Source organism: Pseudomonas sp. S2_H01 (genome assembly GCF_054668305.1).
The window spans coordinates 905,281-931,732 of the sequence record NZ_CP162756.1 but is presented as its reverse complement, the minus strand read 5'-3'; the positions used below and the strand labels follow the sequence as shown (position 1 = coordinate 931,732).

General features: G+C 58.5%; 30 protein-coding genes, 1 tRNA gene and 1 pseudogene. 26 read left to right on the top strand and 6 right to left on the bottom strand.

Going from position 1 to position 26,452, the window contains the following annotated elements:
- Window positions 1-851: 851 nt before the first annotated feature.
- Both AB4N84_RS04180 and AB4N84_RS04175 read left to right on the top strand, forming a co-directional pair.
- Window positions 852-1,283 carry an HIT family protein gene (locus AB4N84_RS04180; RefSeq protein ID WP_460045349.1) on the top strand — a complete coding sequence of 144 codons (432 nt, stop codon included), beginning with the start codon at window positions 852-854 and terminating at the stop codon, window positions 1,281-1,283.
- On the top strand, window positions 1,280-1,486 hold the full coding sequence (locus tag AB4N84_RS04175; RefSeq protein ID WP_074752678.1) for a SlyX family protein: 207 nt from the start codon (window positions 1,280-1,282) through the stop codon (window positions 1,484-1,486). The genes AB4N84_RS04180 and AB4N84_RS04175 overlap by 4 nt, the downstream gene beginning before the upstream one ends.
- 57 nt (window positions 1,487-1,543) lie before the next feature.
- Here AB4N84_RS04175 and AB4N84_RS04170 read toward each other — a convergent pair whose 3' ends face one another.
- Complete coding sequence (locus AB4N84_RS04170; RefSeq protein ID WP_238591726.1) at window positions 1,544-1,741, bottom strand: cold shock domain-containing protein; 198 nt, start codon at window positions 1,739-1,741, stop codon at window positions 1,544-1,546.
- A gap of 132 nt (window positions 1,742-1,873) precedes the next feature.
- Window positions 1,874-2,149: pseudogene (locus AB4N84_RS04165) on the bottom strand (cold shock domain-containing protein membrane protein); the annotation flags it as partial.
- A 461-nt stretch (window positions 2,150-2,610) separates the two neighbouring features.
- Between AB4N84_RS04165 and AB4N84_RS04160 the strand changes: the two are divergent.
- From AB4N84_RS04160 to AB4N84_RS04080, 17 genes are all read left to right on the top strand, one after another.
- A complete protein-coding gene (locus AB4N84_RS04160; RefSeq protein WP_074752676.1) occupies window positions 2,611-3,084 on the top strand; it encodes a Dps family protein in 474 nt (157 codons plus the stop codon).
- A gap of 374 nt (window positions 3,085-3,458) precedes the next feature.
- Window positions 3,459-3,800: a ribbon-helix-helix domain-containing protein gene (locus tag AB4N84_RS04155; RefSeq protein WP_074752675.1), complete on the top strand. Its 342-nt coding sequence runs from the start codon at window positions 3,459-3,461 to the stop codon at window positions 3,798-3,800.
- Window positions 3,801-4,088: 288 nt separating this feature from the next.
- Entirely contained in the window at window positions 4,089-5,864 is a 1,776-nt protein-coding gene (gene aspS, locus AB4N84_RS04150; RefSeq protein WP_460045348.1) for an aspartate--tRNA ligase, read from the top strand.
- A gap of 130 nt (window positions 5,865-5,994) precedes the next feature.
- Entirely contained in the window at window positions 5,995-6,741 is a 747-nt protein-coding gene (locus AB4N84_RS04145; protein ID WP_346829481.1) for a YebC/PmpR family DNA-binding transcriptional regulator, read from the top strand.
- A 126-nt stretch (window positions 6,742-6,867) separates the two neighbouring features.
- The gene (gene ruvC / locus AB4N84_RS04140) at window positions 6,868-7,392 is read left to right on the top strand and encodes a crossover junction endodeoxyribonuclease RuvC (protein WP_074752867.1); all 525 of its coding nucleotides are present in this window, start codon (window positions 6,868-6,870) and stop codon (window positions 7,390-7,392) included.
- 114 nt (window positions 7,393-7,506) lie between these two features.
- Window positions 7,507-8,115, top strand: coding sequence for a Holliday junction branch migration protein RuvA (ruvA, locus tag AB4N84_RS04135; protein WP_092409161.1), 609 nt, complete (start codon window positions 7,507-7,509; stop codon window positions 8,113-8,115).
- The gene (gene ruvB / locus AB4N84_RS04130; RefSeq protein ID WP_460045347.1) at window positions 8,116-9,171 is read left to right on the top strand and encodes a Holliday junction branch migration DNA helicase RuvB; all 1,056 of its coding nucleotides are present in this window, start codon (window positions 8,116-8,118) and stop codon (window positions 9,169-9,171) included. It abuts the gene before it with no gap.
- A 138-nt stretch (window positions 9,172-9,309) separates the two neighbouring features.
- On the top strand, window positions 9,310-9,780 hold the full coding sequence (gene ybgC / locus AB4N84_RS04125; RefSeq protein WP_074752670.1) for a tol-pal system-associated acyl-CoA thioesterase: 471 nt from the start codon (window positions 9,310-9,312) through the stop codon (window positions 9,778-9,780).
- A complete protein-coding gene (tolQ, locus tag AB4N84_RS04120; protein ID WP_074752669.1) occupies window positions 9,770-10,465 on the top strand; it encodes a protein TolQ in 696 nt (231 codons plus the stop codon). The genes ybgC and tolQ overlap by 11 nt, the downstream gene beginning before the upstream one ends.
- A 14-nt stretch (window positions 10,466-10,479) precedes the next feature.
- Window positions 10,480-10,944, top strand: coding sequence for a protein TolR (gene tolR, locus AB4N84_RS04115; protein ID WP_062382730.1), 465 nt, complete (start codon window positions 10,480-10,482; stop codon window positions 10,942-10,944).
- Window positions 10,944-12,014 (top strand): cell envelope integrity protein TolA, encoded by a 1,071-nt coding sequence (gene tolA / locus AB4N84_RS04110; RefSeq protein ID WP_074752668.1) that lies wholly within the window; start codon window positions 10,944-10,946, stop codon window positions 12,012-12,014. Before tolR ends, tolA begins: the two co-directional genes overlap by 1 nt.
- Entirely contained in the window at window positions 12,011-13,312 is a 1,302-nt protein-coding gene (tolB, locus tag AB4N84_RS04105) for a Tol-Pal system beta propeller repeat protein TolB (RefSeq protein ID WP_074752667.1), read from the top strand. Before tolA ends, tolB begins: the two co-directional genes overlap by 4 nt.
- 52 nt (window positions 13,313-13,364) lie before the next feature.
- Entirely contained in the window at window positions 13,365-13,865 is a 501-nt protein-coding gene (pal, locus tag AB4N84_RS04100) for a peptidoglycan-associated lipoprotein Pal (RefSeq protein ID WP_074752666.1), read from the top strand.
- 6 nt (window positions 13,866-13,871) lie between these two features.
- Complete coding sequence (gene ybgF / locus AB4N84_RS04095) at window positions 13,872-14,693, top strand: tol-pal system protein YbgF (protein WP_460045345.1); 822 nt, start codon at window positions 13,872-13,874, stop codon at window positions 14,691-14,693.
- A gap of 179 nt (window positions 14,694-14,872) precedes the next feature.
- Window positions 14,873-15,520 (top strand): 7-carboxy-7-deazaguanine synthase QueE, encoded by a 648-nt coding sequence (gene queE / locus AB4N84_RS04090; RefSeq protein ID WP_346829486.1) that lies wholly within the window; start codon window positions 14,873-14,875, stop codon window positions 15,518-15,520.
- A 16-nt stretch (window positions 15,521-15,536) separates the two neighbouring features.
- Complete coding sequence (queC, locus tag AB4N84_RS04085) at window positions 15,537-16,211, top strand: 7-cyano-7-deazaguanine synthase QueC (RefSeq protein ID WP_167362056.1); 675 nt, start codon at window positions 15,537-15,539, stop codon at window positions 16,209-16,211.
- Between the two features lie 64 nt (window positions 16,212-16,275).
- Window positions 16,276-16,351, top strand: a tRNA-Lys gene (locus AB4N84_RS04080).
- A gap of 73 nt (window positions 16,352-16,424) precedes the next feature.
- Here AB4N84_RS04080 and AB4N84_RS04075 read toward each other — a convergent pair.
- On the bottom strand, window positions 16,425-17,057 hold the full coding sequence (locus tag AB4N84_RS04075) for a TetR family transcriptional regulator (RefSeq protein WP_460045344.1): 633 nt from the start codon (window positions 17,055-17,057) through the stop codon (window positions 16,425-16,427).
- A 92-nt stretch (window positions 17,058-17,149) separates the two neighbouring features.
- Between AB4N84_RS04075 and AB4N84_RS04070 the strand changes: the two genes are divergently transcribed.
- Complete coding sequence (locus AB4N84_RS04070) at window positions 17,150-17,815, top strand: O-methyltransferase (RefSeq protein ID WP_460045343.1); 666 nt, start codon at window positions 17,150-17,152, stop codon at window positions 17,813-17,815.
- 257 nt (window positions 17,816-18,072) lie between these two features.
- Window positions 18,073-19,131: a quinolinate synthase NadA gene (gene nadA, locus AB4N84_RS04065; RefSeq protein WP_460045341.1), complete on the top strand. Its 1,059-nt coding sequence runs from the start codon at window positions 18,073-18,075 to the stop codon at window positions 19,129-19,131.
- A 108-nt stretch (window positions 19,132-19,239) separates the two neighbouring features.
- Here the strand turns inward: nadA and AB4N84_RS04060 are convergent, their stop codons facing one another.
- Window positions 19,240-20,673, bottom strand: a complete 1,434-nt coding sequence (locus tag AB4N84_RS04060; RefSeq protein ID WP_074752659.1) for a M48 family metalloprotease — start codon at window positions 20,671-20,673, stop codon at window positions 19,240-19,242.
- A 150-nt stretch (window positions 20,674-20,823) separates the two neighbouring features.
- Here AB4N84_RS04060 and AB4N84_RS04055 point away from each other — a divergent pair, with 150 nt between their 5' ends.
- Window positions 20,824-21,075 carry a sulfurtransferase TusA family protein gene (locus tag AB4N84_RS04055; RefSeq protein ID WP_346829492.1) on the top strand — a complete coding sequence of 84 codons (252 nt, stop codon included), beginning with the start codon at window positions 20,824-20,826 and terminating at the stop codon, window positions 21,073-21,075.
- A 46-nt stretch (window positions 21,076-21,121) separates the two neighbouring features.
- Window positions 21,122-22,192 carry an AI-2E family transporter gene (locus tag AB4N84_RS04050; RefSeq protein WP_074752657.1) on the top strand — a complete coding sequence of 357 codons (1,071 nt, stop codon included), beginning with the start codon at window positions 21,122-21,124 and terminating at the stop codon, window positions 22,190-22,192.
- A 120-nt stretch (window positions 22,193-22,312) separates the two neighbouring features.
- On the opposite strand, the gene AB4N84_RS04045 is transcribed toward AB4N84_RS04050, so the two are convergent.
- Together AB4N84_RS04045 and AB4N84_RS04040 are read right to left on the bottom strand one after the other, a co-directional pair.
- Entirely contained in the window at window positions 22,313-22,786 is a 474-nt protein-coding gene (locus tag AB4N84_RS04045) for a peroxiredoxin (RefSeq protein ID WP_074752656.1), read from the bottom strand.
- A 10-nt stretch (window positions 22,787-22,796) separates the two neighbouring features.
- Window positions 22,797-23,360: a glycine cleavage system transcriptional repressor gene (locus AB4N84_RS04040; protein ID WP_074752655.1), complete on the bottom strand. Its 564-nt coding sequence runs from the start codon at window positions 23,358-23,360 to the stop codon at window positions 22,797-22,799.
- A 313-nt stretch (window positions 23,361-23,673) separates the two neighbouring features.
- Between AB4N84_RS04040 and dapA the strand changes: the two genes are divergently transcribed.
- The 3 genes from dapA to AB4N84_RS04025 are packed head-to-tail and all read left to right on the top strand — an operon-like array spanning window position 23,674 to window position 26,444.
- Window positions 23,674-24,552 carry a 4-hydroxy-tetrahydrodipicolinate synthase gene (dapA, locus tag AB4N84_RS04035; RefSeq protein WP_460045340.1) on the top strand — a complete coding sequence of 293 codons (879 nt, stop codon included), beginning with the start codon at window positions 23,674-23,676 and terminating at the stop codon, window positions 24,550-24,552.
- 17 nt (window positions 24,553-24,569) lie between these two features.
- Window positions 24,570-25,685, top strand: coding sequence for an outer membrane protein assembly factor BamC (gene bamC, locus AB4N84_RS04030; protein ID WP_460045339.1), 1,116 nt, complete (start codon window positions 24,570-24,572; stop codon window positions 25,683-25,685).
- Window positions 25,686-26,444, top strand: coding sequence for an MBL fold metallo-hydrolase (locus AB4N84_RS04025; protein WP_460045337.1), 759 nt, complete (start codon window positions 25,686-25,688; stop codon window positions 26,442-26,444). It begins immediately after the preceding gene.
- The last annotated feature ends 8 nt before the right edge of the window (window positions 26,445-26,452 follow it).

The following is a 26,452-nucleotide window of genomic DNA, read 5'->3' as shown; positions in this document are numbered from 1 at the left end:
CATGTCGCAAATCAGCTCTGTCCATGTCGCTACTGAACAGCTCCTTTTCCGTAGACGTACAACTACCACAGTACTTTTCGACAGTCAGGGTTCTTATCCGCAGTGATCTGAACCCTGTCAATCCAAACGCCCCCAGGAGCTTGCTCGCCGTTTTTGTCTTTGACCGATGCTGAGGTCAAAGACCCGCGCTGTTCGATCCTGTGTGTGACAAAGCAACAACCGTGCACAAAGTTCCCACCTGCGTGAAAAAAATGTGGTTCGGCGCCTAAATACCTTCAGTTGTCCTTCTAATCCATTGTTTTTTATGGATAAAAAAATTTCAGAAAAATGCTTTGCGATGCCTGTGGGAATGAGGTTAACCCGGAAAAATGTCACTGGCGTTACCTGTTACCGCGACGAAGTGGGTAAATCGCGGATAGGGGTTGCGGTTTATGTCCTGGGAGTGAGTCGTTTTGGTGCGCAGAGGTGCCATGTCGCCTGAATTTGGTACGACTGTGCCGCTTCCGCAGGCGCGGTTGACCTGAGAGTCAGTGAGTGGATGACCCAAGCATGCTGAATACCTTGATTCCCAAGGTCTGTAGCCAGGTTCGCAACGCAGAGATGTTGTCCGGAGTGGTTCGATCGTCTGCGTCATGACAGTGCGGGCACGATTTGCCTGAGCTGCGCTGGTGCGCCTGGAGCTTTTTATCTGGAGTGACTCCAGGCCAACAGCGTATGGGCAGAATGTTCGCAAAAAAGGAGTGGCGGGGTGATTCATCGTGTATTCCCGAGTATCCTGCTCGGTATTAAAGACAATGAGTTTCGACGGTTCAATATGTCGAAAACCTAACCCGGCGATCAGGAGTTATTGCGTGTTCGTTTTGGATCCGCGTTTGTTACAGGACACTTTACCAGTCGGCGATTTCCCGCTGTCTCGTCTTTTATTGTCGAATGACTCGCAATACCCGTGGTTCATTCTGGTGCCACGCCGGGCGGAAATAAGCGAAATATTCCAGTTGCCCGACGCTGAGCAAACGCAACTGTGGAAGGAGACAACGGCTCTGTCCAAGGCGCTTAGCCAGTTGTTTCAAGCGGACAAGATGAATGTCGGGGCTTTGGGTAACGTGGTGAGCCAGCTGCATATGCATGTCATTGTCCGTTACAGACACGACATCGCCTGGCCAGCGCCCGTCTGGGGCAAACATCCGGCAGTGCCGTATTCGTCGGAGCAAGTGGCGGACCTCCTCGCGCGTCTGAAGACGGTGCTGACAGAAGATTTCACGTTTACGGAAGCGCAGCCATGAACCTTGACGAGCGGGTAATGGAGCTGGAGAGCCGGCTGGCTTTTCAGGACGACACCATTCAGGCACTCAACGATGTCCTGGTTGCGCAGCAGCGAAGCCTGGAGCGCATGCAGTTGCAGATGGCGGCGTTGATCAAGCGTCAGGAGGAGATGGGTGGGCAGTTCGAAGCATTCGAAGAAGACGCGCCGCCACCTCATTATTAAGTGTCGGCTGGCATAAAAAAACCGCGCCCTCGAGCGCGGTTTTTTTTGAGGCAACGTTTAGCGACGTGGCAGTGCGGCGATCACGTCCTCGGCCTGCAGGCCTTTGTCACGGTTCATGACGGAGAACTCGACACGCTGACCTTCGACAAGCACACGATGGCCTTCGCCGCGAATGGCGCGGAAGTGCACAAAGATATCGTCGCCTGAGTCGCGCGAGATGAAACCGAAGCCCTTGGAGGTGTTGAACCACTTCACGGTGCCGGTATCACGGTTGCCGAGCTCATGGGGTTGCGCGGCGGGAGAAGGAGACGACTTGTAGAAGCTGACGGCGAGGTGGATTGCCACAGCGACCACGACCGCCAGCAGGCTCACCAGAACAGCCGGCTGGCCAGCGATGGTTTCAAGCGGGACGAGCAGCGTAAGAATTTGAAGAACGACGGCCAGTACCAGCAACACACTGACCAGATTCTGCAGTTGGTGACGCGGACCTTTGTTCCAGTAAGGGATCACTGGCGCAAGCACCAGATTGATAAGGCCAAAGAATGCCAGGTACAGCGCATCCGGTTGAGACAGGTAGGAAGACAGCGCTTCACTACGCAGGCTGGGTATGAATGAGAGCAGCAGGGCAGCTGCGCCCGTTAGCAGGTGGACTATTTTCAACATTTTGATAACTCACATTTAAGATGGATCACGAGGAAATAGCTGGCAGCGTTCGGTACGCTTCTGAAAAAAGGGAGGCGTGATACACGAGCGCGGGTCCAGCCTATGCGCTACAGCCTGTTGGCACGTCAGTAGCGACACATCTGTATTTAACAGCAAAGGCGAGAGCTACTCAAATCAAGCGCTTAGGGCGACTGATCACAGGGGATGCTGGCAATTTGTCCACTTTTTACGGGGTGTCGCTAAAGCCACGTTCCAGAGCCGTTATGGCGACAAACACGTATTTTCAAGGCGTGTGATGTTTACCAAGGCGTCCTTTGCCTGACGTTTAGTTGGGCAAGCCACTGCTCCGGCTCGTGTTCGCGTGCAGGTGTCATACCCTCAGATGGCTGCGCGGGCGTCCATGTCTTGATAGAGTGCTGATAGCTAATTTGAAAAAAACCATCATATAAAGAGGGCAACGCATGGCAATCGATATCGGTATCAGCGAAGAAGATCGCAAGTCCATCGTGGAGGGTCTTTCCCGTCTGCTGGCAGATACCTATGTGCTGTATCTGAAAACCCATAATTTTCACTGGAACGTCACCGGGCCGATGTTTCGTACCTTGCACCTGATGTTCGAGGAGCAATACAACGAACTGGCGCTGGCGGTGGACTCTATCGCCGAGCGGATCCGTGCACTGGGCTTCCCGGCTCCAGGCACCTACTCGACGTATGCACGCCTTTCCTCAATTAAAGAGGAGGAGGGTGTTCCCTCGGCTGAGGACATGATCCGTTCTCTGGTGCAGGGCCAGGAAGCTGTCACGCGAACTGCCCGCGGTATTTTCCCACTGCTGGACAAGGTCAGCGATGAGCCTACAGCCGACTTGCTGACGCAGCGCATGCAGGTCCACGAAAAGACTGCATGGATGCTCCGTGCGATGCTCGAAGGCAAGTAATGCCTTGGGTGAGCGGCATGCATTGCCGCTCACTGCACCGCTTGAGTTCGAGACGCGCAGGCGGATTTACAGGCGCAAGCGCAATGCTCAAAGCGCGGATACTGCAGTCCTGGGCTCGTGTTGAGCTGATACTTTTTTTGGCTGCGCCGTGTGCGTTTACTGGCAAAAATATACATATATAACGCCATTTTTTTATTTTGGATTTTTCGGGTCATGATTCTCGAAATTCCCCCTTTTACTGTGGTGATGTCCTACGCCATCTGAGTGTGGGTTCTACTGGTTAACCCCCCGTGAATAGGGCTTGATAGACGTGTTGTTGATTTGATTTCAAACATTTCTATGGCCGTATTCGTCACTGCGTCAAAGGGGGTTAAATGAGTCAAGATGCTGCACGGGAAATCAAGGAAGCTCATCGATGTTTTAAGATTCAGCACGATCCATTCATCGAAAGCTTCAACATGAACCTCGCGCAACCTCAAGCGCGTTCGGTCAGGCTTAACGGGCTGGCCACATGCCTGAGGCTGGAGGAGGTTTACTGGGGCATTCTGTCCGAGATTGCACGCTGTAACAGTTGCTCCATCAATGCCGTATTGTCTTACATCGATCGGGAAGTTCACCTGCGCTACGGCGGGGTAAAGAACTTCAGTGGTCTGATTCGCGTAGTGTGTGTCGCGCATCTGTTGAAAGCCCAAGGCTTCCAGCTGTCGCCTGTCTGAATCCGGATCAGTCCGGCAACATCTCTTTTTGCGGGTGCGCCCTCGGCGGACCCGCCTTCGGTAACGGTTACCCGGCAGCGAGACACGTTCGTGCCGGGTGACTTCTTTACGCGTATCGCCCGACGCGGCTGCACAGCCTTGATTAACCCTATATAATCCCCCGCCTTACTATGGAAGGCAGGGACTGACCGTCGGGTTGAACTGCATGCCAAGGCTCCTGCACCATTGCGCACTGGCGACGGGCGAGAGCTCCACCGAATTCGAATTACGAGAAGTGAACACACGATCATGATGCGCAGCCATTATTGCGGCCAACTGAACGAAAGCCTGGAAGGTCAGGAAATTACCCTTTGCGGATGGGTCCACCGCCGTCGCGACCACGGGGGTGTGATTTTCCTCGACATACGCGATCGTGAAGGTTTGGCTCAAGTGGTCTTCGATCCGGATCGTGCTGACACCTTTGCAATCGCCGACCGTGTTCGCAGCGAGTACGTGGTCAAGTTGACCGGCAAGGTCCGTGCGCGTCCCGCCGGTGCGGTCAACCCGAACATGGCCTCCGGTGCCATCGAAGTGCTGGGTTACGAGCTGGAAGTCCTGAACGAATCAGAGACGCCACCGTTCCCGCTCAATGAATACTCGGACGTCGGCGAAGAAACCCGCCTGCGTTATCGCTTCATTGACCTGCGTCGTCCCGAGATGGCCGAGAAGCTGCGTCTGCGCTCGCGCATCACGTCCAGCATCCGTGGCTTCCTGGACGGTAACGGGTTCCTCGACGTCGAGACCCCGATCCTGACTCGCGCCACTCCTGAGGGTGCTCGCGATTACCTGGTCCCGAGCCGTACCCACGCCGGCAGCTTCTTTGCCTTGCCGCAATCGCCTCAGCTGTTCAAGCAACTGCTGATGGTCGCGGGCTTCGACCGTTACTACCAGATCGCCAAATGCTTCCGCGACGAAGACCTGCGTGCCGACCGTCAGCCTGAGTTCACTCAGATCGACATCGAGACCAGCTTCCTCAATGAAGCCGACATCATGGGTCTCACCGAGAGCATGATTCGCAAGCTGTTCAAGGAAGTGCTGGATCTGGAATTCGGCGATTTCCCGCACATGACCTTCGAAGAAGCCATGCGCCGCTACGGCTCCGACAAGCCTGACCTGCGTAACCCGCTGGAGCTGGTGGACGTTGCCGATCAGCTCAAGGACGTCGAATTCAAGGTTTTCAGCGGCCCGGCCAATGATCCGAAATGCCGTGTGACTGCCCTGCGTGTCCCGGGCGGTGCGAACATGCCGCGTAGCAAGATCGACGATTACACCAAGTTCGTCGGCATCTACGGTGCGAAGGGTCTGGCCTACATCAAGGTCAACGAGCGCGCCAAGGGCGTCGAAGGCTTGCAGTCGCCAATCGTCAAGAACATCCCGGAAGCCAACCTGAACGTGATCCTGGATCGCGTCGGCGCGGTTGACGGCGACATCGTGTTCTTCGGTGCCGACAAGTTCAAAGTCGTCAGCGAGGCGCTGGGTGCCTTGCGTATCAAGCTGGGTCACGACCTCAACCTGCTCACCTGTGAGTGGGCGCCGATGTGGGTCGTTGACTTCCCGATGTTCGAAGAGAACGACGACGGCAGCTTCACGGCGCTGCACCACCCGTTCACTGCGCCCAAATGCTCGCCGGAAGAACTGGCAGCCAACCCTGCGACCGCACTGTCCCGTGCCTACGACATGGTATTGAACGGTACCGAGCTGGGTGGCGGTTCGATCCGTATTCATCGCAAGGAAATGCAGCAAGCGGTCTTCCGTCTGCTGGGCATTGCCGAAGACGAACAGCAAGAGAAGTTCGGCTTCCTGCTCGACGCGCTGAAATACGGTGCACCACCGCACGGTGGTCTGGCGTTCGGTCTGGACCGTCTGGTCATGCTGATGACCGGCGCTCAGTCGATTCGTGAAGTCATCGCCTTCCCGAAAACCCAGAGTGCCGCCGACGTCATGACTCAGGCGCCTGGCCTGGTCGACGCCAAGCAGCTGCGTGAATTGCACATCCGCCTGCGCGAAACGCCGAAGGCTGAGTAACGACGGAGCGGGGCGAGTCGTTTCGACGATTCGCTCCGGTTCCCGGCCCGAGAGGGCAAGATTCGAGTAAAGCGTCCTCGTTCGAGTGATCGGATCGAGGACGTGTGTGTTTCAAGGTTTGGAGCGTGTTATGGCTGGTCATTCCAAGTGGGCGAACATCAAGCACCGCAAAGAGCGTCAGGATGCCAAGAAAGGCAAGATTTTCACCAAGTGGATTCGTGAACTGACGGTTGCGGCCCGTCAGGGTGGCGGTGATCCGGCTTCTAACCCGCGCTTGCGTCTGGCTCAAGACAAGGCGCTGGGCGCCAACATGAGCCGCGACATCATCGACCGGGCTATCGCCCGGGGCGCAGGCGCCGCCGATGCCGACGATATGGTTGAGCTGGGTTATGAAGGCTATGGCCCGGGCGGTGTGGCGGTCATGGTTGAAACCATGACCGATAACCGCAACCGTACGGCGGCCGCTGTTCGTCACGCCTTCAGCAAGTGCGGCGGCAACCTGGGCACTGACGGCTCGGTGTCGTATCTGTTCGAACGTAAAGGCCAGATTTCATTTGCGCCGGGCGTCGATGAGGATGCGTTGATGGAAGCGGCAATGGAAGCCGATGCCGACGACGTTGTGACCCATGAAGACGGTTCGATTGACGTATTCACCTCGTTCGCCGGTTTCTACGCTGTGCGAAACGCGCTGGAAGCGGCGGGTTTCAAGGCCGCTGACGCGGAAATCGTGATGCAGCCGACGACCAGTGCGGTGCTGGATCTTGAAATGGCGGAAAAGGTGCTCAAGCTGATCGACATGCTCGAGGACCTGGATGACGTGCAAAACGTTTATTCCAACGCAGAAATTCCGGATGAGGTGATGGAGCAGCTTGGCTGATCACAACCCTTGTCTGGACATGAGGCCGGAGGCACGAAGCGCTGATTCGATCATCGCTATCGGCCTCCGGCTTCTGCCTTTATGCTGCGTGCAATTGTGCGCATCACTTCTCAAGCTGCAGGCGTTATGACTCTTATTCTAGGTATCGACCCCGGTTCGCGAATCACCGGCTACGGCGTGGTGCGTGACACTGGGCGCGGCTGCGAATACGTGGCTTCAGGTTGTATCCGCACCGGCAGTGGTTTGTTGCATGAGCGGTTGCAGATCGTTTATCGCGGAGTGCGTGAGGTGATTCAGACGTACGGACCGGTGACCATGGGCATTGAGAAGGTGTTCATGGCTCGCAACGCCGACTCGGCACTTAAACTCGGTCAGGCGCGGGGCGCTGCCATTGTCGCCGGGGCCGAGGAGGGGCTGGAGATTGCCGAGTACACCGCCACGCAGGTCAAACAGGCGGTTGCCGGCACGGGCGGGGCGACCAAGGATCAAGTCATGATGATGGTCATGCATTTGCTCAAACTGACGCAAAAACCGCAGATTGACGCCTCGGACGCATTGGCAATTGCGTTGTGCCATGCTCATACGCGCTCCAGCCTGATCCCTCATGGTCTGAATACCGCACGCAGTCGTGGTGGTCGCCTGCGTCTCTGATAGCATCATCCGCTTATAAATTTTCACTTGCAGCTCGTGTGAGTCCTGCAACCATGGCGACCAGGGTTCAGCCCGGTCCATCGCAGCGACGGGCTACTGGAAAGGATCTGATACGTGATTGGACGTTTACGTGGTGCGTTGGTCGAGAAGCAACCGCCGCACCTGGTGCTGGATGTGAATGGTGTGGGCTATGAGATCGAAGTCCCCATGACTACGCTGTATCGCTTGCCCCATCTGGGCGAGACGGTGACGTTGCACACCCATCTGGTGGTTCGTGAAGACGCGCACTTGCTGTTCGGCTTTTACGAGAAGCGCGATCGCGAAATGTTTCGTGAGCTGATCCGTCTCAACGGCGTCGGGCCCAAGCTTGCGCTGGCATTGATGTCCACGCTGGAGGTCGATGAGTTGGTCCGCTGTGTTCAGGCGCAAGACACCTCCGCCCTGACGCGGGTGCCCGGCGTCGGCAAGAAGACGGCCGAGCGCCTGCTGGTCGAACTGAAAGACCGCTTCAAGGCGTGGGATGCGTTACCGGGTACGTTTGCGCTGGTGTCCGAAGGGCCGGGCGCGCCTGTTCAGGTTGCAACTGCCGAGTCGGATGCCATCAGTGCCCTGGTTTCGCTTGGCTACAAGCCGCAAGAAGCGAGCAAGGCGATAACCGCCATCAAAGACAAGAATCTAAGCAGTGAAGACCTGATTCGCCGCGCACTCAAGGGGATGATGTAAGTGATCGAAGCAGACCGGCTGATCGCCGCCACTGGCCGCGACCGAGACGAACAACTGGATCGTGCCATCCGGCCATTGAGTCTCGCCGATTACATCGGTCAGCCGACGGTTCGCGAACAGATGGAGCTTTTCATTCAGGCGGCTCGCGGTCGCAACGAAGCGCTCGATCACACGCTGATCTTCGGCCCGCCAGGGCTGGGTAAAACAACGCTGGCCAACATCATTGCCCAGGAAATGTCGGTTTCGATCAAGAGCACCTCGGGACCTGTGCTCGAAAGGCCGGGGGATCTGGCGGCGATCCTGACCAACCTGGAGCCCCACGATGTGCTGTTCATCGACGAAATCCACCGTCTGTCGCCCATCGTCGAAGAGGTCCTGTACCCGGCCATGGAGGACTTCCAGCTCGACATCATGATCGGTGAAGGCCCGGCAGCGCGCTCCATCAAGCTCGATCTGCCTCCGTTTACGCTGGTGGGCGCAACCACCCGTGCCGGTATGCTCACCAACCCGCTGCGTGACCGCTTTGGTATTGTCCAGCGTCTTGAGTTCTATAGCACAGCCGACCTTGCCACGATCGTGTCGCGGTCAGCCGGCATTCTTGGCCTGCATATCGAAGACGAAGGCGCCTTCGAGATCGCTCGCCGCGCCCGAGGGACGCCTCGTATTGCCAACCGCCTGTTGCGGCGGGTCCGGGATTTCGCCGAGGTGCGAGCCCAGGGGCATATCACCAAGGCCATCGCCGACCTGGCGTTGAACCTGCTGGATGTCGATGAGCGTGGTTTCGATCATCAGGACCGGCGCTTGCTGTTGACCATGATCGAGAAGTTCGATGGCGGTCCGGTCGGCGTAGACAACCTCGCAGCGGCGATCAGCGAGGAGCGCCATACGATCGAGGACGTACTGGAACCCTATTTGATCCAGCAAGGCTATATGATGCGCACACCTCGGGGGCGCATGGTCACGCGGCACGCGTATCTGCACTTCGGTTTAAACATCCCGTCCCGGATGGGCGAGCGGTCGATTCCGGATGAACCGGTCGGCGATGCTGATGAATAAAAGCAGCAGCGACCGATTTATTCGGGCGTTTGATGGTCAGACGGGCAGTCACGGCAATGTGATGGCCGCCTGACAGTGAAATTCGATGAAAAACAGTTGCCTGGCCGGATTGGCAACCTGAGGAGTAAGCACTAGAGTATGCGCGCGCAAAACGGGGCTCAGTCGTTCGCACATCGCTGTCGCGTTTATTACGAGGACACCGATGCCGGCGGCATCGTCTACTACGTCAATTACCTGAAATTCATGGAGCGGGCTCGGACCGAGCGGCTGCGGGAGTTGGGCTTCGCTCAATCCGCAATGGCCGGTGACGAGAACCTGTTGTTTGTCGTGCATTCGAGCGAGGCGCGGTATCACTCGCCGGCGCGCCTGGACGATGAGCTGCTGGTCAGCGCCGAAGTAACCGAATTGAACCGTGCCAGCCTGCGCTTTCTGCAACAGGTCAGGCGGGCTGCGGATGATGTACTGCTCTGCGAGGGGCAGTTTTTGGTGGCGTGTGTGCGCGCCGATAGTTTGAAACCCCGGGCCATTCCCGAAACTCTGCGCGCGGCCTTTGCCGGCCAGAGCGGCGCGGGTACACATTCAGAGCAGGAGATACAGCGTGGAAGCTAACGTCGTCGACCATTCCTCCATGTGGAGTTTGGTCAGCAATGCCAGCGTGGTCGTACAGTTGGTAATGCTGATCCTGGTGGCCGCATCGGTCACTTCGTGGATCATGATTTTTCAGCGCAGCGCCATGCTGCGTGCCGGGCGCCGTGCGCTGGACAGCTTCGAAGAGCGCTTCTGGTCGGGCATCGACCTGTCCAAGCTGTACCGTCAGGCGGGCAGCAACCCAGATCCTGATTCGGGCGTGGAGCAGATTTTCCGCGCAGGCTTCAAAGAGTTCTCGCGTCTGCGTCAGCAGCCGGGCGTTGATCCGGACGCCGTGATGGAAGGCGTTGCACGTGCCATGCGCGTCGCCATCTCCCGTGAAGAAGAGAAGCTGGAGCAAAGCCTCCCGTTCCTGGCCACCGTCGGTTCCACCAGCCCGTATGTCGGCCTGTTCGGCACCGTCTGGGGGATCATGAACTCCTTCCGTGGTCTGGCCACTGCGCAACAGGCCACACTGGCCACCGTCGCACCGGGTATCGCCGAAGCACTGATCGCGACCGCCATCGGTCTGTTCGCCGCAATCCCTGCAGTAATCGCCTACAACCGTTTCGCCGCCCGTGGCGAGAACCTGATCGGCCGTTACTACACATTCGCCGACGAATTCCAGGCCATCCTGCACCGTAAAGTGCACACCAGCGAAGACTAAGCAGGTATTTCCCAATGGCTTTAATCGCTCGCGGCCGACGCAGCAAACGCAAGCCGGTCGCCGAAATGAACGTGGTGCCTTACATCGACGTGATGCTGGTGCTGCTCGTCATCTTCATGGTGACGGCTCCAATGATTAACCAGGGCGTGAAAGTCGATCTGCCCAAGGTCTCCAGCGAGGCCTTGCCGCAGGACAACAACAATCAGGTCCTGACCATTTCGATCAAGGCTGACAAGACCTACTACTGGAACCTTGGCAGCGAAGTCGATACCGACAAACAGATGGACAAGGCCATGACCTTGCCACAGCTGACCAGCGCCGTGACCAAGATCATCGCCGCAGGGCGTGAAGCCGGCAAGCAGACCCAGGTCTTCATTCGTGGCGACAAAACCGTCGATTACGGTGCTGTAATGGGCACGATGGGCGGGTTGCAGAAGGCCGGAGTCGGGAACGTTGGTCTGATTACCGAGGCGCCCTGATGCAGCCGATTCGAGAGCCGTCAGCCTCGGAAAGCTACTTCTGGCCCTCAGTCTGGGCTGTGGCACTGCACGTCCTGATTTTTGGTCTGTTGTTCGTCAGCTTTGCGATGACGCCGGAGCTGCCTGAGTCGAAGCCGATCGTTCAGGCCACGCTCTATCAGTTGAAGTCGAAAAGTCAGGCGACGACCCAGACCAACCAGAAGCTTGCTGGCGAGGCAAAGAAATCCGCTGCGCGACAGACAGAAGTCGAGCAGATGGAGCAGAAAAAAGTTGAACAAGAGGCGATAAAGGCGGCGGAACAAAAGAAAGCCGATGCCGCTCAAAAAGCCGAAGAGCAAAAGGCCGAGGAAGCGAAGAAAGCAGAAGAGGCCAAGAAGGCCGACGATGCGAAGAAAGCCGAGGCCAAAAAAGCGGACGACGCGAAGAAAGCCGCAGAAGAGAAACAATTGGCTGATATAGCCAAGAAGAAAGCCGAAGACGACGCGAAGAAGAAAGCCGAGGAAGACGCCAAACGCGCGGCCGCCGAAGAAGCCAAGAAACAGGCTGCCGAGGACGCTAAGAAGCAGGCTGCTGAAGACGCGAAGAAAAAGGCCGCTGAGGACGCGAAGAAAAAAGCGTCTGAGGATGCCAAGAAAAAGGCTGCTGACGACGCGAAGAAGAAAGCCCAGGATGCTGCCCGTAAATCGGCGGAAGAGAAGAAGGCGCAGGCATTGGCCGACTTGCTTTCCGACAAGCCGGAACGCCAACAGGCGCTGGCCGATGAAAAGGGTGACGAAGTGGCTGGCAGCTTCGATGACTTGATTCGCTCGCGGGCTGCAGAAGGTTGGGCACGCCCACCGTCCGCGCGCAAAGGCATGACAGTCGTGTTGCAGATCGGCATGTTGCCGGACGGTACGGTTTCTTCGGTGACCGTGGCCAAGTCCAGTGGCGATGGTCCTTTCGACAGTTCGGCAGTAGCAGCGGTCAAGAATATTGGTCGTTTGACAGAGATGCAGGGTATGAAACCTTCGGATTTCGCACCTTACCGTTCATTCAAGATGACATTCACACCTGAGGACCTAGCCTTGTGATTAACCTTCTTCGAGGATTGCTTGTCGTTCTTTGTTGTGCAGCGGGTTTCGCCGCTGCCGACGAAAAGAACATTCTGGTCACCAGCGGCAGTGACCGCGCCACGCCGATCGCCATCGTGCCGTTTGGCCTGCAGGGTGGCAGCGTATTGCCAGAAGACATGGCTTCGATCATCAGCAATGACATGCTGAACTCGGGCTATTACTCGCCTATTCCAAAGGAAAACATGATCAGCCAGCCTAGCCAGGCCAGCGAAGTCATCTTCCGCGACTGGAAAGCGCTGGGTGCCCAGTACGTCATGGTCGGCAGCATCTCGCCGGCGGGTGGTCGTCTGCAGGTTCAGTACGCACTGTTCAACGTGGCGACCGAGCAGCAAGTGCTGACCGGTAACGTGTCGGGTACCACCGACCAGCTGCGCGACATGGCGCACTATATTGCCGACCAGTCGTTCGAGAAACTCACCGGCATCAAGGGTGCGTTTTCCACGCGTATCCTTTATGTCACCGCTGAGCGTTTCGCGGCCAACAACACGCGTTACACCTTGCAGCGTTCGGACTACGACGGTGCGCGCGCAGTGACCCTGTTGCAGTCCCGCGAGCCGATCCTTTCGCCGCGCTTCGCGCCGGATGGCAAGCGTATCGCCTACGTGTCGTTCGAGCAGAAGCGTCCGCGCATCTTCGTTCAGCACATCGACACCGGTCGTCGCGAGCAGATCACCAACTTCGAAGGCCTGAACGGCGCACCTGCGTGGTCCCCGGACGGCAGCAAGCTGGCGATGGTTCTGTCCAAAGACGGCAACCCGGAAATTTATGTGATGAACCTGGCTTCGCGTCAGCTCTCGCGAGTCACTAATGATTCGTCCATCGATACGGAACCTTTTTTCGGTAAAGATGGCTCGACCATTTATTTCACTTCGGATCGTGGTGGTAAACCACAGATCTATAAAACGAGCATTAATGGTGGCGGCGCTGAACGAGTCACTTTCATTGGTAACTACAACGCCAACCCTAAGTTGTCGGCTGATGAAAAGACTCTGGTCATGATCCATCGTCAAGATGGCTTCACAAACTTCAAGGTAGCGGCTCAGGATTTGCAGCGCGGTAGCGTAAAAATCCTTACAGATAGCAACCTTGATGAGTCGCCTACTGTTGCGCCCAACGGCACCATGGTAATCTACGCCACCCGCCAGCAGGGCCGGGGAGTCTTGATGCTCGTGTCCATTAATGGACGCGTAAGGCTCCCGCTTCCTACCGCTCAAGGCGAAGTCAGAGAACCTTCCTGGTCCCCTTACCTGAACTGACGCGGCGCTTTACGTTTTACTTAACACACTGGGGTTCATTAGGAGTTTCACGATGGAAATGCTGAAGTTTGGTAAATTTGCTGCGCTGGCTCTGGCCATGGCTGTAGCTGTAGGTTGCTCGTCCAAAGGCGGCGACAATGCCGGTCAAGGCGCTGCTGTAGATCCAAACGCTGGTTATGGCGCAAACACTGGTGCCGTTGATGGCTCCCTGAGCGAAGAAGCTGCTCTGCGCGCAATCACCACTTTCTACTTCGAATACGACAGTTCTGACCTGAAACCAGAGGCCATGCGCGCTCTGGACGTTCACGCCAAGGACCTGAAAGCTAACGGCGCTCGCGTTGTGCTGGAAGGTAACACTGACGAACGCGGTACTCGCGAATACAACCTGGCACTGGGCGAGCGTCGTGCGAAAGCCGTTCAACGCTACCTGGTTCTGCAAGGCGTTTCGCCAGCTCAGCTGGAACTGGTTTCCTACGGTGAAGAGCGTCCAGTTGCTACCGGCAACGACGAGCAATCCTGGGCTCAAAACCGTCGCGTCGAACTGCGTAAGTAATTTGACATGCGAACGTGCCGCCGTGCTTTAACCGTTTTGGCTCTCACCCTTCCTCTTGCAGCGATGGGTGCGGTTCCTGTGGTCGATGACAACTCTGGCTCCGCTGGCAGCAGTTATCCGCCATCGGGTTATGGTACGGCGGGCGCCTACGCCGGAGGTGGGGTTACGACCCAACCTTCGGCGCAAGGTCAGCTGTTCATGCAGTTGCAACAAATGCAGGACGAAATTTCGCGCTTGCGCGGAATTGTCGAAGTCCAGCAGAACGATATCCAGCAAATGAAGCAAGAAGCGCTGGATCGTTACAAGGACCTCGATTCTCGCATCGGAGCAGGCGGCGCACCCGCTGCACCCGCTGCCAACAATTCTGCTTCCGACGGCGGCGTCAATGCCGGCGGAACACCCGTAGCACCTGCCGCCGGTCAGGCACCGCAAACCAGCAGCGAACCCGGTGATCCGGCGAAAGAGAAGCTCTATTACGACGCTGCTTTCGACTTGATCAAGGCCAAGGATTTCGACAAGGCCAGCCAGGCGTTCTCAGCGTTCTTGCGCAAGTACCCGAACAGCCAGTACGCCGGCAATGCCCAGTACTGGTTGGGCGAAGTGAATCTGGCCAAAGGCGACCTTCAAGGTGCTGGCCAGGCGTTTGCCAAAGTGAGCCAGTTGTACCCCAAGCATGCCAAGGTGCCTGACTCTCTCTATAAGCTGGCGGATGTCGAGCGTCGTCTCGGTCACACCGACAAGGTCAAAGGCATTCTGCAGCAAGTCGTCGCCCAGTACCCTGGTACGTCGGCGGCACAGCTGGCTCAGCGCGACCTTCAGCGTCTGTGATGACCCGCTAGTTTGACCACCGATTCAAGAAAGCCGCGCGTTGCGCGGCTTTTTTCGTTAGAATCTCGCACCCGAAATTCCGGTATTGATTACGCTTCTGTGGATTCTGCGAGTGCAGGGTGTACGGAAGTGCCTGACGGAGGCGGATGGCCTGTTTAGCCGTTACGCCCGTGGCCCCTATGCAAGACACATTACGCATCACCGAAGTTTTCTACTCTTTGCAGGGTGAAACGCGCACGGCAGGCCTGCCTACCGTATTTGTGCGTCTCACCGGCTGCCCTCTGCGCTGTGGTTACTGCGACAGCGAATACGCCTTCACGGGCGGCACCCTTCAGACCCTCGACTCGCTCATGGAGCAGGTTGCCAGCTATCGTCCCCGCTATGTCTGCGTGACGGGCGGAGAACCTTTGGCTCAGCCAAACGCGATCCCGCTGCTCAAGCGCCTGTGTGATGCCGGGTATGAGGTCTCGCTGGAAACCAGCGGGGCGCTGGACATCTCGAAGGTCGATCCGCGCGTCAGTCGTGTGGTGGACCTGAAGACGCCGGGCTCTAAAGAAGTCACTCGCAACCGCTATGAAAATATCGACCTGCTGACCGCTAACGACCAGGTCAAATTCGTGATCTGTTCGCGGGAAGACTACGACTGGGCGGTCTCGAAGATCATCCAGTACGGGCTTGATCGCCGCGCGGGCGAGGTGCTGTTTTCTCCCGTGCACCGCGATCTGAATGTCAGGGATCTGGCTGACTGGATCGTTGCTGACAATCTGCCGGTGCGGCTGCAGTTGCAGCTGCATAAAATTCTCTGGGACGACGAGCCGGGGCGCTGACATGAGTGAACAAACGATGACTGAGAAACGAGCGGTAATCCTGCTGTCGGGTGGTCTGGATTCCGCGACCGTGGTTGCCATGGCAAAAGCGGACGGTTTCGCCTGCTACACCATGAGTTTCGATTACGGCCAGCGCCATCGTGCCGAGCTTCAGGCTGCCGAGCGCGTGGCGAAAGATCTGGGTGTGGTCGAGCACAAGGTGATTGGCCTCAACCTGAATGGCATCGGTGGTTCGGCGTTGACCGACAGCAGTATCGCCGTGCCGGAAACACCGGGTGAGGGCATCCCCGTCACTTACGTGCCTGCGCGCAATACCGTCTTTCTGTCACTGGCGCTGGGTTGGGCTGAGGTGCTGGGCGCGCGTGACATCTTTATCGGTGTGAACGCCGTCGATTACTCCGGTTACCCGGACTGCCGCCCCGAGTTCGTCGAGTCGTTCGAGCGCATGGCGAACCTGGCGACCAAGGCCGGTGTGGAGGGGCAGGGCTTCACGATCCAGGCGCCGCTGCAGATGCTCAGCAAGGCTGACATCGTCAAGGCAGGCACGCGTCTGGGCGTCGATTACGGGCTGACGGTTTCCTGCTATCAGGCTGACGATCAAGGCCGTGCGTGCGGGAAATGTGACAGCTGCCGACTGCGTGCAGAAGGCTTCTCGGCAGCGGGCGTAACGGACCCAACGCGTTATTTTTAATTTTATTTGCAATAAGGTGTTGAATTACTGAGAGAAAGCGGTAATATACGCGCCACCACGAAGCGGGTCGTTAGCTCAGTTGGTAGAGCAGTTGGCTTTTAACCAATTGGTCGTAGGTTCGAATCCCACACGACCCACCATCTTCAAAACCCGAGAGGTCCACGAAAGTGTGAATTCTCGGGTTTTTTTTTGCCCTGGATTCAGTGAATTCACTCAGGCAATGCTGAGCCGTTCAAGGTAAGCGCAAAACATGTCGGCCATGGCGTTCGAGTAGTTCTCGATCTCGGCGGCGGTCCGAGGGTGCTCGGAAAACTCCTTACCCACGGTGCTCAGCGTTGTCTTTATCAGCTCGGCTGCCTGGATTCTCGTCGTCTGCTGTGCCTCGGGCAGGACCTCCTCCATAAAACGTTGTATGGCGCGCTCGCCGGTCGCCTTGGCTTCCTGTGCCTCGGGCGCATGCCGATACAGAGGCGCTGCATCGTCGAGTGCGATTCGCATGTCGGCTTCCTCGCACTCGGAACAGATGAAGGTGTGGACCAGGTCCCGTAGCCGCTTAAAGGGCGGCGTGGCGGTGTCACCGAGGATGCGGGTCAGCAGTTCAGTCGTTTGTTTCCATTCATCACTTTGCAGTCGGAACAGGATGGCGGCCTTGTTCGGAAAGTACTGATACAGCGAGCCAATGCTCACGCCTGCTTTTTCCGCGACTCTGGCGGTGGTGAAACGGGCAGCGCCTTCCTTTGCCAAAACCTGAATAGCCGCTTCGAGAATGATGGAAACGGACGCTTCCGAGCGCGCCTGTTTTGGCTTTTTACGCAAAGAAATCGAGGGGTTGCGGGAATCGGTCATGGCGGCTCGGCAATGCGAATATTAAATGTGAGTGATTCGTCGCATTCTAGTCCGGCGTTGAGATTGACGCATCTTCTAACCCGGAGACACCCATGAACACACTGACTACCGCCCCCGTCGCCCCGTTGCTGAACCGCCTGTTCGCCCAAGCATCCGAACGATCCCCGATGTCCATGCCGGGCGTGTCCGAGCTCTCACGCGACGAGCTGGATCGACTGATGCGCAGCAAGACCGACTACCTGGATTTCTACGGCCGTTTGAAAGATTTTCCGCTGGCCGTGTCGCGCGACACAGGCGCGCTGCTTTACATGCTGGCGTGCAGTTGCAAGGCACGCACCATCGTCGAGTTCGGCACATCGTTTGGGGTTTCCACGTTGCACTTGGCCGCAGCGCTGCGAGACAACGGCGGCGGTCTGCTGATTACCAGTGAATTCGAATCGTCAAAAGTGGCGCAGGCCCGCAGCAATCTGATCGCTGGCGGCTTGCTGGACCTTGTGGAAATCCGCGAGGGCGATGCCCTGCTGACATTGGGCAAGGACCTTCCCGACAGCATCGACCTGGTCCTGCTCGACGGCGCCAAGGCCCTCTATCCCGAGATCCTGAACTTGCTGGAAAGCCGCCTGAAGCCTGGGGCGCTGATCGTTGCTGACAACGCCGACTACGCGCCTGAGTATCTGGCGCGTGTCCGTTCTGCGGAGCAGGGCTACATGTCCATCCCGTTCGCCGATGACGTCGAGCTGTCGATGCGGCTGGGGTGAGGAGGGCGGTCGGTAAGTGATCGCTCAACAGGTTACGTGATACATTCGCCGCCGCTTTGCGCGACCTCCCGCTGCTGTCCTCAAACGACTGCAATGCGGGAGGAAAGCGCGTCGCTAATACTATTCGCCGCACGCCCAACGAGGCGTGTGCAAGGCCGGAAACTTCATGACCGTGAGGGTTTCCCGCCTTGATTTGTTGCCTGTTGTTCAGGTGTAAACTCGACGTTCGCGCTTACGCGCATTCAGGTCCTGCGAACATGACACAGATTTCCGAACGCCTTCTGGTGCAGGCGCACCTAGACGCCAAGCAGCCCAAGCCACTGACACCGGAAGAAGAAGCCGAGTACCGCCGCCTGATCGCTGCCGAGCTGAAGGCTCAAGACGCCGTGCTCGTCGCCCACTATTACTGCGACCCGGTTATCCAGGCCCTGGCGGAAGAAACGGGCGGTTGTGTAGCGGATTCACTTGAGATGGCACGTTTCGGCAAGAACCATCCGGCGAAGACCGTGCTGGTGGCCGGGGTGCGTTTCATGGGTGAAACCGCAAAGATACTGACGCCTGAAAAACGCATTCTCATGCCGACCCTGGAGGCGACCTGCTCGCTGGATCTGGGTTGCGGTGTCGACGAGTTCACCGCGTTTTGCGACCAGCATCCTGCACGCACCGTGGTCGTCTACGCGAACACCTCGGCTGCCGTGAAGGCTCGCGCGGACTGGGTGGTGACCTCCAGCTGTGCGTTGGAAATCGTCGAGAGCCTGATGGACAACGGTGAAAAAATCATCTGGGCGCCGGACAAGCACCTCGGCCGCTACATCCAGCGGGAAACCGGCGCTGACATGCTGTTGTGGGACGGTGCCTGCATCGTGCACGAAGAATTCAAGTCGCGTCAGCTCGAAGACATGAAGGCGCTGTACCCGGACGCCGCGATCCTGGTGCATCCGGAGTCGCCGGAGTCGGTGATCGATCTGGCTGACGCGGTGGGCTCCACCAGCCAGTTGATCAAGGCGGCACAGACGCTGCCAAATACGACGTTTATCGTGGCCACCGACCGCGGCATTTTCTACAAGATGCAGCAGCTGTGCCCCGACAAGGTTTTTATCGAAGCACCCACGGCGGGTAACGGTGCGGCATGCCGCAGCTGCGCGCACTGCCCGTGGATGGCGATGAACACGCTGGCGCGCACGCTGCAGTGCTTGCGTGAAGGGACGAATGAGATTTTCGTCGATCCGGCGATCATCCCGCAGGCCGTTCGACCGCTGCAGCGGATGCTGGACTTCACGCAGGCCGCTCGCTTGAAGCTTTCAGGTAACGCCTAGTCAACAACTGCAGGAGCACGCCTGCCCGCGATAGCAGAGTGTCGGCCGCCACAACGGCTCAGGCACTCTGCAATTGCGGGCAAGCGCGCTCCTGCATCAGGCTTTTGATCAATTCATCATCTCTTTCACCGCCCGCTCCTGAGCGATGATTTCCTGCTGCCGCGCATCGATCCGCGAAGCCAGCTGGAAGTTGTTGTTCGCGCGTCGCTTGGCGAACTCGAGCTGTTGAACGGCCTGCTTGAAATCCCCCATCAAGGCGAAATATTCCGCGCGCGCCTGATGCAGGCCGATGGTGTTGCCTGAGAGGCCGCGGGTGTCGGCCACCTGATTCCAGATGTCCGGGTCATCCGGGCGGCTTTTAAGCAGCGTTTCCAGCGATTTCAGTGCTTCAGGTGCCTTGGACTGCTTCAACAGGACGTCGACCTTGGCCTGATTGAGCGGGTAGTTGTCCGGGTACAGGTTCAGCATCCGGTCAACCCGCTGCTGAGCGTCGGGCAAACGGTTGTTGGCAATGTCCAGATTGACCGCCGCCAGGTTGTACGTGATGTTGTCCGGCGCCTTGTCCAGCAGCGGTTTGAGCGTTTCCCGGGACTCGTTCAGCTGACCGGCTTTGGTTTGCGCCAAGGCCAGACCATAGCGGGCTGCATCGTTTTTCGGGTTCTCTGCCAACTGCGCGCGAAAGCGCTTGGCGGCCATGCCCGGTGTTTCCTCGTAGATCAGCACGACCCGCGAGCGCATCAGCTGATACCCAAGGCTGTCTTCCTTGCCTCCCGGTTTGGCCTGCTCGGCGCGGTTGCGGGTGTCGGCAATACGGGACTCCGTGACCGGGTGGCTCATGAGAAACTCAGGTGGCTTGGCGTCGTAGCGATACTGACGGGCCAACTGCTCAAACATGTTAGGCATGTTGCGTGGGTCGTAACCCGCTTTCTCCAGATTGAGGATACCGATTCGGTCGGCTTCCGCTTCGTTCTGGCGGGAGAAGCGGGCCTGTTCCTGAATCGCAGCGGCCTGTGTGCCGGCAATGGCGGCGATACCGGCGTCACCCGCACCCGCAGCGGCCATGACAATGCCGGCGAGCATGGCCGCCATCACAGGCACCTGCATGCGTTGTTGCGCCTGAACGCCACGGGCAAAGTGGCGTTGCGACAAGTGAGCCAGTTCGTGCGCGAGCACTGCGGCGTATTCGCCTTCGGTTTCGGCGTGCAGGAAAAGACCGCCGTTGACCCCGATGATCCCGCCAGGCGCCGCGAAGGCGTTGATTTCGGGCGTGTTGATCAGAATGAATTCAAGGCGTCGGTCCTGCACCTGGCTGGTTTCGGCCAAGCGGTAAACCGACGTCTCGACGAAGTCTTTGAGTTGCGGATCGGAGAGCTGAGACACCTGCGCCCGCAGCAACCCGAGCCAGGCCCGACCCAGGTCGTGCTCCTGCTGGGGCGAAACGATGGAGGAGCTGGCATCGCCCAGCGATGGCAGGTCGTCCGCGAAAGTCGGGCTTGCCATCAGGCAGGCGAGCGTCAGCAGTGTGGGGCGCAAAAAATTCATGCACGAAACTCTGAGGCAGAAAGTCGTTACTGTAGCTGGCTCAATGGCTTGCTGACCAGAGTGGGGTATTCTTGCACGCGTGTAAGAAGGTTCTTCCTCGTTTTGTTTAGCGTTTCCGTGCAATTGGATGTGTCTACCTGGAGAGAAACGATGTCTGACGCTGTAGGGCGCCCTGCGACTTGCGATGCCGAGCTGGATGCCAGTGGCCTGAATTGTCCGCTGCCGCTGCTAAAGGCCAAGATGGAGCTCAATCGTCTGGCCAGTGGAGCGGTGCTCAAGGTCACAGCCACCGATGCGGGTTCCCAGCGTGACTTCCGCACCTTCGCCAAGCTGGCCGGCCATGCCCTGTTACACGAAGAAGCCGCCGATGGCATTTATCGGTACTGGCTGCGCAAAGCCTGACGTTTCCACACCACCGCCTTCTACCCCTTGGCCCAAAGGTTCATTGATGTTCAAAGTGCTTCGCGACTGGATGCAACGCTATTTCTCGGATGAAGAGGCGGTGGTGCTGGCGGTGCTGTTGGTGTTGGCGTTCACGATTGTCCTGACATTGGGCGGCATGCTCGCACCTGTGCTTGCGGGTCTGGTGCTGGCGTTTTTGATGCAGGGGATGGTCGTTCAGCTTGAGCGTGTGCGCATGCCTGAAGGGGCTGCAGTCGGGCTGGTGTTCGCCTTGTTCATGGGCGCGCTGGCGGTGTTTTTGCTGGTGATCGTGCCGTTGCTTTGGCATCAATTGATCACCTTGTTCAACGAACTGCCAGGCATGCTCGCCAAATGGCAGTCGCTGCTGTTGCTGCTGCCTGAGCGCTATCCGCATCTGGTGTCTGACGAGCAAGTGTTGCAGGCCATCGAGGCCGCCCGTGGCGAGATCGGCAAGTTCGGTCAGTGGGCGCTGACCTTCTCGCTGTCCAGCCTGCCGCTGCTGGTCAACATGATGATCTACCTGGTGCTGGTGCCCATCCTGGTGTTCTTCTTCCTCAAAGACCGTCGGATGATTGGCCGCTGGTTCAGAGGCTATCTGCCCCGTGAGCGTACGTTGATCACTCGCGTTGCTGAGGAAATGAACCGGCAGATCGCAAACTACATCCGTGGGAAGGTCATCGAGATTTTCATCTGTGGCGCGGTGACCTACATCGCGTTTGTGACGATGGGCCTCAATTACTCCGCGTTGCTGGCGATGCTGGTGGGGATTTCCGTCGTCGTGCCTTACGTGGGCGCGGTGGTGGTGACGGTACCGGTGGCGTTTATCGCGCTGTTTCAGTGGGGGTGGAGTGACCAGTTCATCTACCTGATGGCGGTCTACGGCATTATCCAGACGCTGGACGGCAACGTGCTGGTGCCGCTGCTGTTCTCCCAGACGGTGAGCCTGCACCCGGTCGCCATCATCTGCGCGGTGCTGCTGTTTGGCGGGCTGTGGGGATTCTGGGGGATCTTCTTCGCGATCCCGCTGGCGACCCTGTTCAAGGCCGTGCTGGACGCCTGGCCGCGTAACGAACCGACGGTGGCGCCGCTGTTGTAAATGGCGCTCCGCGGTGTGTTTTTGTAGGCGCGCTTGCCCGCGAATGATGGGTGAGCGGACAGGTTCTCTGGCGCCTGTTACATCCCTTCGCGGGCAAGCGCGCTCCTACAGAAGGACCACTCAGGCGTTATTGAGCGCCTGAGCCTGTTCCAGGACCGCAGTCACATGCCCCGGGACCTTCACGCCACGCCATTCCTTGCGCAGCACACCGTCCTTGTCGATCAGGAAGGTGCTGCGATCAACGCCCAGGTATTCCTTGCCGTACAGCTTTTTCAGCTTGATCACGTCGAACAGCTGGCAGAGGGATTCGTCCTTGTCCGAGATCAGCTCGAACGGGAATTCCTGCTTGGCCTTGAAGTTCTCGTGAGACTTCAGGCTGTCGCGCGACACACCAAACACCACGGTGTTGGCCGCCTTGAAGTCGGCGTACGCATCACGGAAGCCCTGGCCTTCGGTGGTGCAGCCAGGCGTGCTGTCCTTCGGGTAGAAATAAATCACCACTTGCTGACCCTTCAACGCAGACAGGCTTACGGCCTGATCGCTGGTGGCCTGTACCTGAAAGTCGGCAACGGGTTTGTCCAGTTCTACAGCCATTGTGGTTTCCTTACATAGGGGCTTGCGGGCGCCATGGTTCGATCAGCGCGTCGAGATTGAGTGCGTCGGCGAAGTCCAGGAACTGGTCGCGCAGCCAGCTGATCTGGGTGCCGGCAGGCAATGTCACGGTGAACGTCGCGTTGAGCATCGTGCCGCCGGTCTGCGGCGCCTGATAAGTGTCGCAGATCAGGTTTTCCAGCTCGACGTGATGGTCGATGAAGAACTGGCAGAGTTCATTGATGATGTCCGGGCGATACGCCGAGCTGACGTACGCCACGTACGGCAGGGCTTCTGGACGGCTTTCCAGCGATGCACTGCGCACGACGTTGACGGTGAACGCGTGTTTTTTCGACAGATTGGGCAGGCCGGTCTCGAGGCGCGCCAGAGCGTCCCAGCTGCCGGTGACCTGCAGGATTAACGCACTGCATTCGCCGTGGCGGGTGAGGCGCGAGCTGACCACCGAGCAACGGTTTTCATGACTGGCGCGGCACAGGACGTTGGTCAGCTCCATTGGGTTTGCGCCAAGGGCACTGATGACAAGGAATTGTTCGCGAACTGTGGGGATGGACGACATGCAGCATTCCTAAGCGATGAGCGGTCGGTACATTGTTGGCTTGTGCGGCGGATTCGATGATCGCACGACTTGCAACGTCGACCCGGCCCCTGTCGCGTGTGTCCGGGATGAACCGGTCAACCCGAGTGACAGGCGACGCTGGAGCGGGGTTTGCGACGATGAAAGCGGACAGTCGAACGAGCTGCGCAGATGACCAGTACCGATCAAAGACCGAAGGGTAGCGAAAACCGTCGCTCAGGGGAATGCTCGCCTTGTGCAAGGATCATGGCGCCAGTACCATTACCGCTCTCTTTTTCCGGCAGGAGCGGTTTGCATGATTGCGGGCAGTATGGTGGCACTGGTCACACCTATGGATGCACAGGGTCGTCTTGACTGGGACAGCCTGAGCAAACTGGTGGACTTTCACCTGCAAGAGGGCACCAACGCCATTGTTGCCGTCGGCACTACAGGTGAGTCTGCGACGCTTGACGTCAACGAGCACATTGAAGTCATTCGCCGTGTTGTCCAGCAGGTCGCTGGCCGCATCCCGGTGATTGCCGGCACGGGCGCCAACTCCACCCGCGAGGCGGTCGAACTGACCACCAACGCCAAGAATGCCGGTGCCGATGCCTGCCTGCTGGTGACCCCGTACTACAACAAGCCGACCCAGGAAGGCCTGTACCAGCACTTCAAGCACATCGCCGAAGCCGTGGACATCCCGCAGATCCTCTACAACGTGCCAGGCCGCACCGCCTGCGACATGTCGGCCGAGACCGTGATTCGCCTGTCCAAGGTCAAGAACATCATCGCCATCAAGGAAGCCACCGGTGACCTGCAGCGCGCCAAGGACATCCTGGCCGGCGTCAGCAGCGACTTCCTGGTGTATTCCGGCGACGACGCCACCGCGGTCGAGCTGATCCTGCTCGGCGGCAAAGGCAATATTTCGGTCACCGCCAACGTCGCCCCGCGCGACATGGCCGACCTGTGCAAGGCTGCCATGGCCGGTGACGCTGCCACTGCCCGTGCGCTCCACGAAAAACTGATGCCGCTGAACAAGACCCTGTTCATCGAATCGAACCCTATTCCCGTGAAATGGGCCCTGCATGAGATGGGTTTGATGCCGGACGGTATCCGTCTGCCGCTCACCTGGCTCAGCGAGTCTTGCCACGAGCCGCTGCGTCAGGCATTGCGCCAGTCCGGTGTATTGGTTTAATGAGGAAGCACTACGCAATGAAGCGACTGGCCGGACTTTCCGCACTAGCCTTGATTATCTCCAGCACCAGCGGTTGCAGCTGGCTGTTTGGTCAGGACGGTTACTTCCGTGATCGCAGCAGCGATTACCTGGAAGCGACCCAGAAACCTGCGATGCAGTTGCCTGAAGGCATCCAGGAATCCAAACGCCTGGACCCGCTGCTGCCGATCCCGCGCAACGTGGCCGACGACACCCAGAAGGGTGAGTTCACCGTGCCGCGTCCGCAGGCGCTGTCCACCGCTCAGGACTCCAGCGACTACACGCTGCAGAAGAGCGGCGACAACCGCTGGATTCTCGCTCAGCGCGCGCCCGCCGAAGTCTGGCCGGTGGCGCACCAGTATTTCGAAGACAACGGTTTCCGCATCGCCGAAGACCGTCCTGCGACCGGTGAATTCAACACCACCTGGCAGCGCATGGACGAATTGTCCGCGTCTGTTGCCAAGCGCATGGGCTCGGCCGGCGACGCTGCCAGCACCGAAACCCGCGTTCGCGTGCGGATCGAACCGGGCGTGCAGCGCAACACCAGTGAAGTCTACGTGGTCAGCGTTCAGCGTCCTGCCGGCAGCAGCGAAGAGCCTGCTTTCCCTTCACGCAGCACCAACGTTGGCTTGGACTCGGTCCTGACCGACGACATGCTGGCCAGCCTGACCCGTACCGCCGAGAAGGGTGGGTCGGTGTCCCTGCTGGCGGCGCGTGACTTCGATACCCCAAGCCGTGTCGCGCTGAGCGAAGACGGCAGCGGCAACCCGGTTCTGAACCTCGGTGCCGACCTCGACCGTGCATGGTCCAGTGTGGGTCGTGCGCTGAACCAGGGTGACTGGCGCGTAGAAGACATCAACCGCAGCCTGGGTCTTTACTACATCAACCTTGCGGAAAAAGCGGACAAGCCGGAAAACAAACCAGGCTTCTTTGGGCGCATGTTTGGCAGTGAAGAGACCAAGGAAGAGAAAGAAGCCCGCGCCGACCGTTACCAGGTTCGCCTGAGCAAGGTGGGTGACAACGTTCAGGTCACGGTCGAGAAGAACATCAACACCGTGGCGCCGACAGAAGTCGCCCGTCGCGTGTTGAGCGTCATTCAAGACAACCTCGGTTAAGTGCGTTTCGCGGTTCTGGGCAGCGGCAGCCGGGGTAACGGCACGCTGGTTGCGAGCAACGACACGTACGTGCTGGTCGACTGCGGTTTCTCCTTGCGGGAAACCGAGCGTCGGCTGGACAGGCTGGGCGTCAGCGGTCATCAGCTGAGCGCCATTCTGGTGACCCACGAACATGCCGATCATGTGCATGGCGTGGGTTTGCTGTCTCGGCGATACGATGTGCCGGTCTATCTCAGCGACGGGACCTTGCGCGGCATGCGCAAGCCGGTCGAGGCAGGCGTGAGGCTGACGGGCGGGCAGGGTGTACGGATTGGCGGTCTGAGCATCGATGTGGTTTCCGTGGCCCATGATGCGCTGGAGCCCACGCAGTTTGTCTTCAATGATGGGCGCAAGCGCTTTGGCCTGCTGACCGATCTGGGGTCTTACTGTCCATCGGTGCTCGACAGCTATCGTGGACTGGATGCCCTGATGATCGAGTCCAACCACTGTCGCGATTTACTGGCCCGAGGGGCTTACCCCTACTTTCTGAAGCAGCGGGTGGGCGGGCAATACGGACACTTGAACAATCATCAGGCCGCAGGTCTGGTGAGCGAGCTGGGATGGCAAGGCCTGCAACACTTGGTATTGGCCCATCTGAGCAGCAAGAACAACCTGCCGCATCTGGCCCGGCAATGTTTCGTCGACACCCTCGGGTGCGATCCGGACTGGCTACAATTGGCCGACCAGGATTCAGGGCTCGACTGGCGCGAAATCGCCTAGCGTCCCAA

Excerpts from the sequence above, each read along its gene's own strand:
- AB4N84_RS04175 (WP_074752678.1), top strand. The coding sequence starts at position 1,280 with ATGAACCTTGACGAGCGGGTAATGGAGCTGGAGAGCCGGCTGGCTTTT.
- AB4N84_RS04160 (WP_074752676.1), top strand. The coding sequence starts at position 2,611 with ATGGCAATCGATATCGGTATCAGCGAAGAAGATCGCAAGTCCATCGTG.
- AB4N84_RS04155 (WP_074752675.1), top strand. The coding sequence starts at position 3,459 with ATGAGTCAAGATGCTGCACGGGAAATCAAGGAAGCTCATCGATGTTTT.
- aspS (WP_460045348.1), top strand. The coding sequence starts at position 4,089 with ATGATGCGCAGCCATTATTGCGGCCAACTGAACGAAAGCCTGGAAGGT.
- AB4N84_RS04145 (WP_346829481.1), top strand. The coding sequence starts at position 5,995 with ATGGCTGGTCATTCCAAGTGGGCGAACATCAAGCACCGCAAAGAGCGT.
- ruvC (WP_074752867.1), top strand. The coding sequence starts at position 6,868 with ATGACTCTTATTCTAGGTATCGACCCCGGTTCGCGAATCACCGGCTAC.
- ybgC (WP_074752670.1), top strand. The coding sequence starts at position 9,310 with ATGCGCGCGCAAAACGGGGCTCAGTCGTTCGCACATCGCTGTCGCGTT.
- tolR (WP_062382730.1), top strand. The coding sequence starts at position 10,480 with ATGGCTTTAATCGCTCGCGGCCGACGCAGCAAACGCAAGCCGGTCGCC.
- tolA (WP_074752668.1), top strand. The coding sequence starts at position 10,944 with ATGCAGCCGATTCGAGAGCCGTCAGCCTCGGAAAGCTACTTCTGGCCC.
- pal (WP_074752666.1), top strand. The coding sequence starts at position 13,365 with ATGGAAATGCTGAAGTTTGGTAAATTTGCTGCGCTGGCTCTGGCCATG.
- ybgF (WP_460045345.1), top strand. The coding sequence starts at position 13,872 with ATGCGAACGTGCCGCCGTGCTTTAACCGTTTTGGCTCTCACCCTTCCT.
- queE (WP_346829486.1), top strand. The coding sequence starts at position 14,873 with ATGCAAGACACATTACGCATCACCGAAGTTTTCTACTCTTTGCAGGGT.
- queC (WP_167362056.1), top strand. The coding sequence starts at position 15,537 with ATGACTGAGAAACGAGCGGTAATCCTGCTGTCGGGTGGTCTGGATTCC.
- AB4N84_RS04075 (WP_460045344.1), bottom strand. The coding sequence starts at position 17,057 with ATGACCGATTCCCGCAACCCCTCGATTTCTTTGCGTAAAAAGCCAAAA.
- AB4N84_RS04070 (WP_460045343.1), top strand. The coding sequence starts at position 17,150 with ATGAACACACTGACTACCGCCCCCGTCGCCCCGTTGCTGAACCGCCTG.
- nadA (WP_460045341.1), top strand. The coding sequence starts at position 18,073 with ATGACACAGATTTCCGAACGCCTTCTGGTGCAGGCGCACCTAGACGCC.
- AB4N84_RS04060 (WP_074752659.1), bottom strand. The coding sequence starts at position 20,673 with ATGAATTTTTTGCGCCCCACACTGCTGACGCTCGCCTGCCTGATGGCA.
- AB4N84_RS04055 (WP_346829492.1), top strand. The coding sequence starts at position 20,824 with ATGTCTGACGCTGTAGGGCGCCCTGCGACTTGCGATGCCGAGCTGGAT.
- AB4N84_RS04050 (WP_074752657.1), top strand. The coding sequence starts at position 21,122 with ATGTTCAAAGTGCTTCGCGACTGGATGCAACGCTATTTCTCGGATGAA.
- AB4N84_RS04045 (WP_074752656.1), bottom strand. The coding sequence starts at position 22,786 with ATGGCTGTAGAACTGGACAAACCCGTTGCCGACTTTCAGGTACAGGCC.
- AB4N84_RS04040 (WP_074752655.1), bottom strand. The coding sequence starts at position 23,360 with ATGTCGTCCATCCCCACAGTTCGCGAACAATTCCTTGTCATCAGTGCC.
- dapA (WP_460045340.1), top strand. The coding sequence starts at position 23,674 with ATGATTGCGGGCAGTATGGTGGCACTGGTCACACCTATGGATGCACAG.
- bamC (WP_460045339.1), top strand. The coding sequence starts at position 24,570 with ATGAAGCGACTGGCCGGACTTTCCGCACTAGCCTTGATTATCTCCAGC.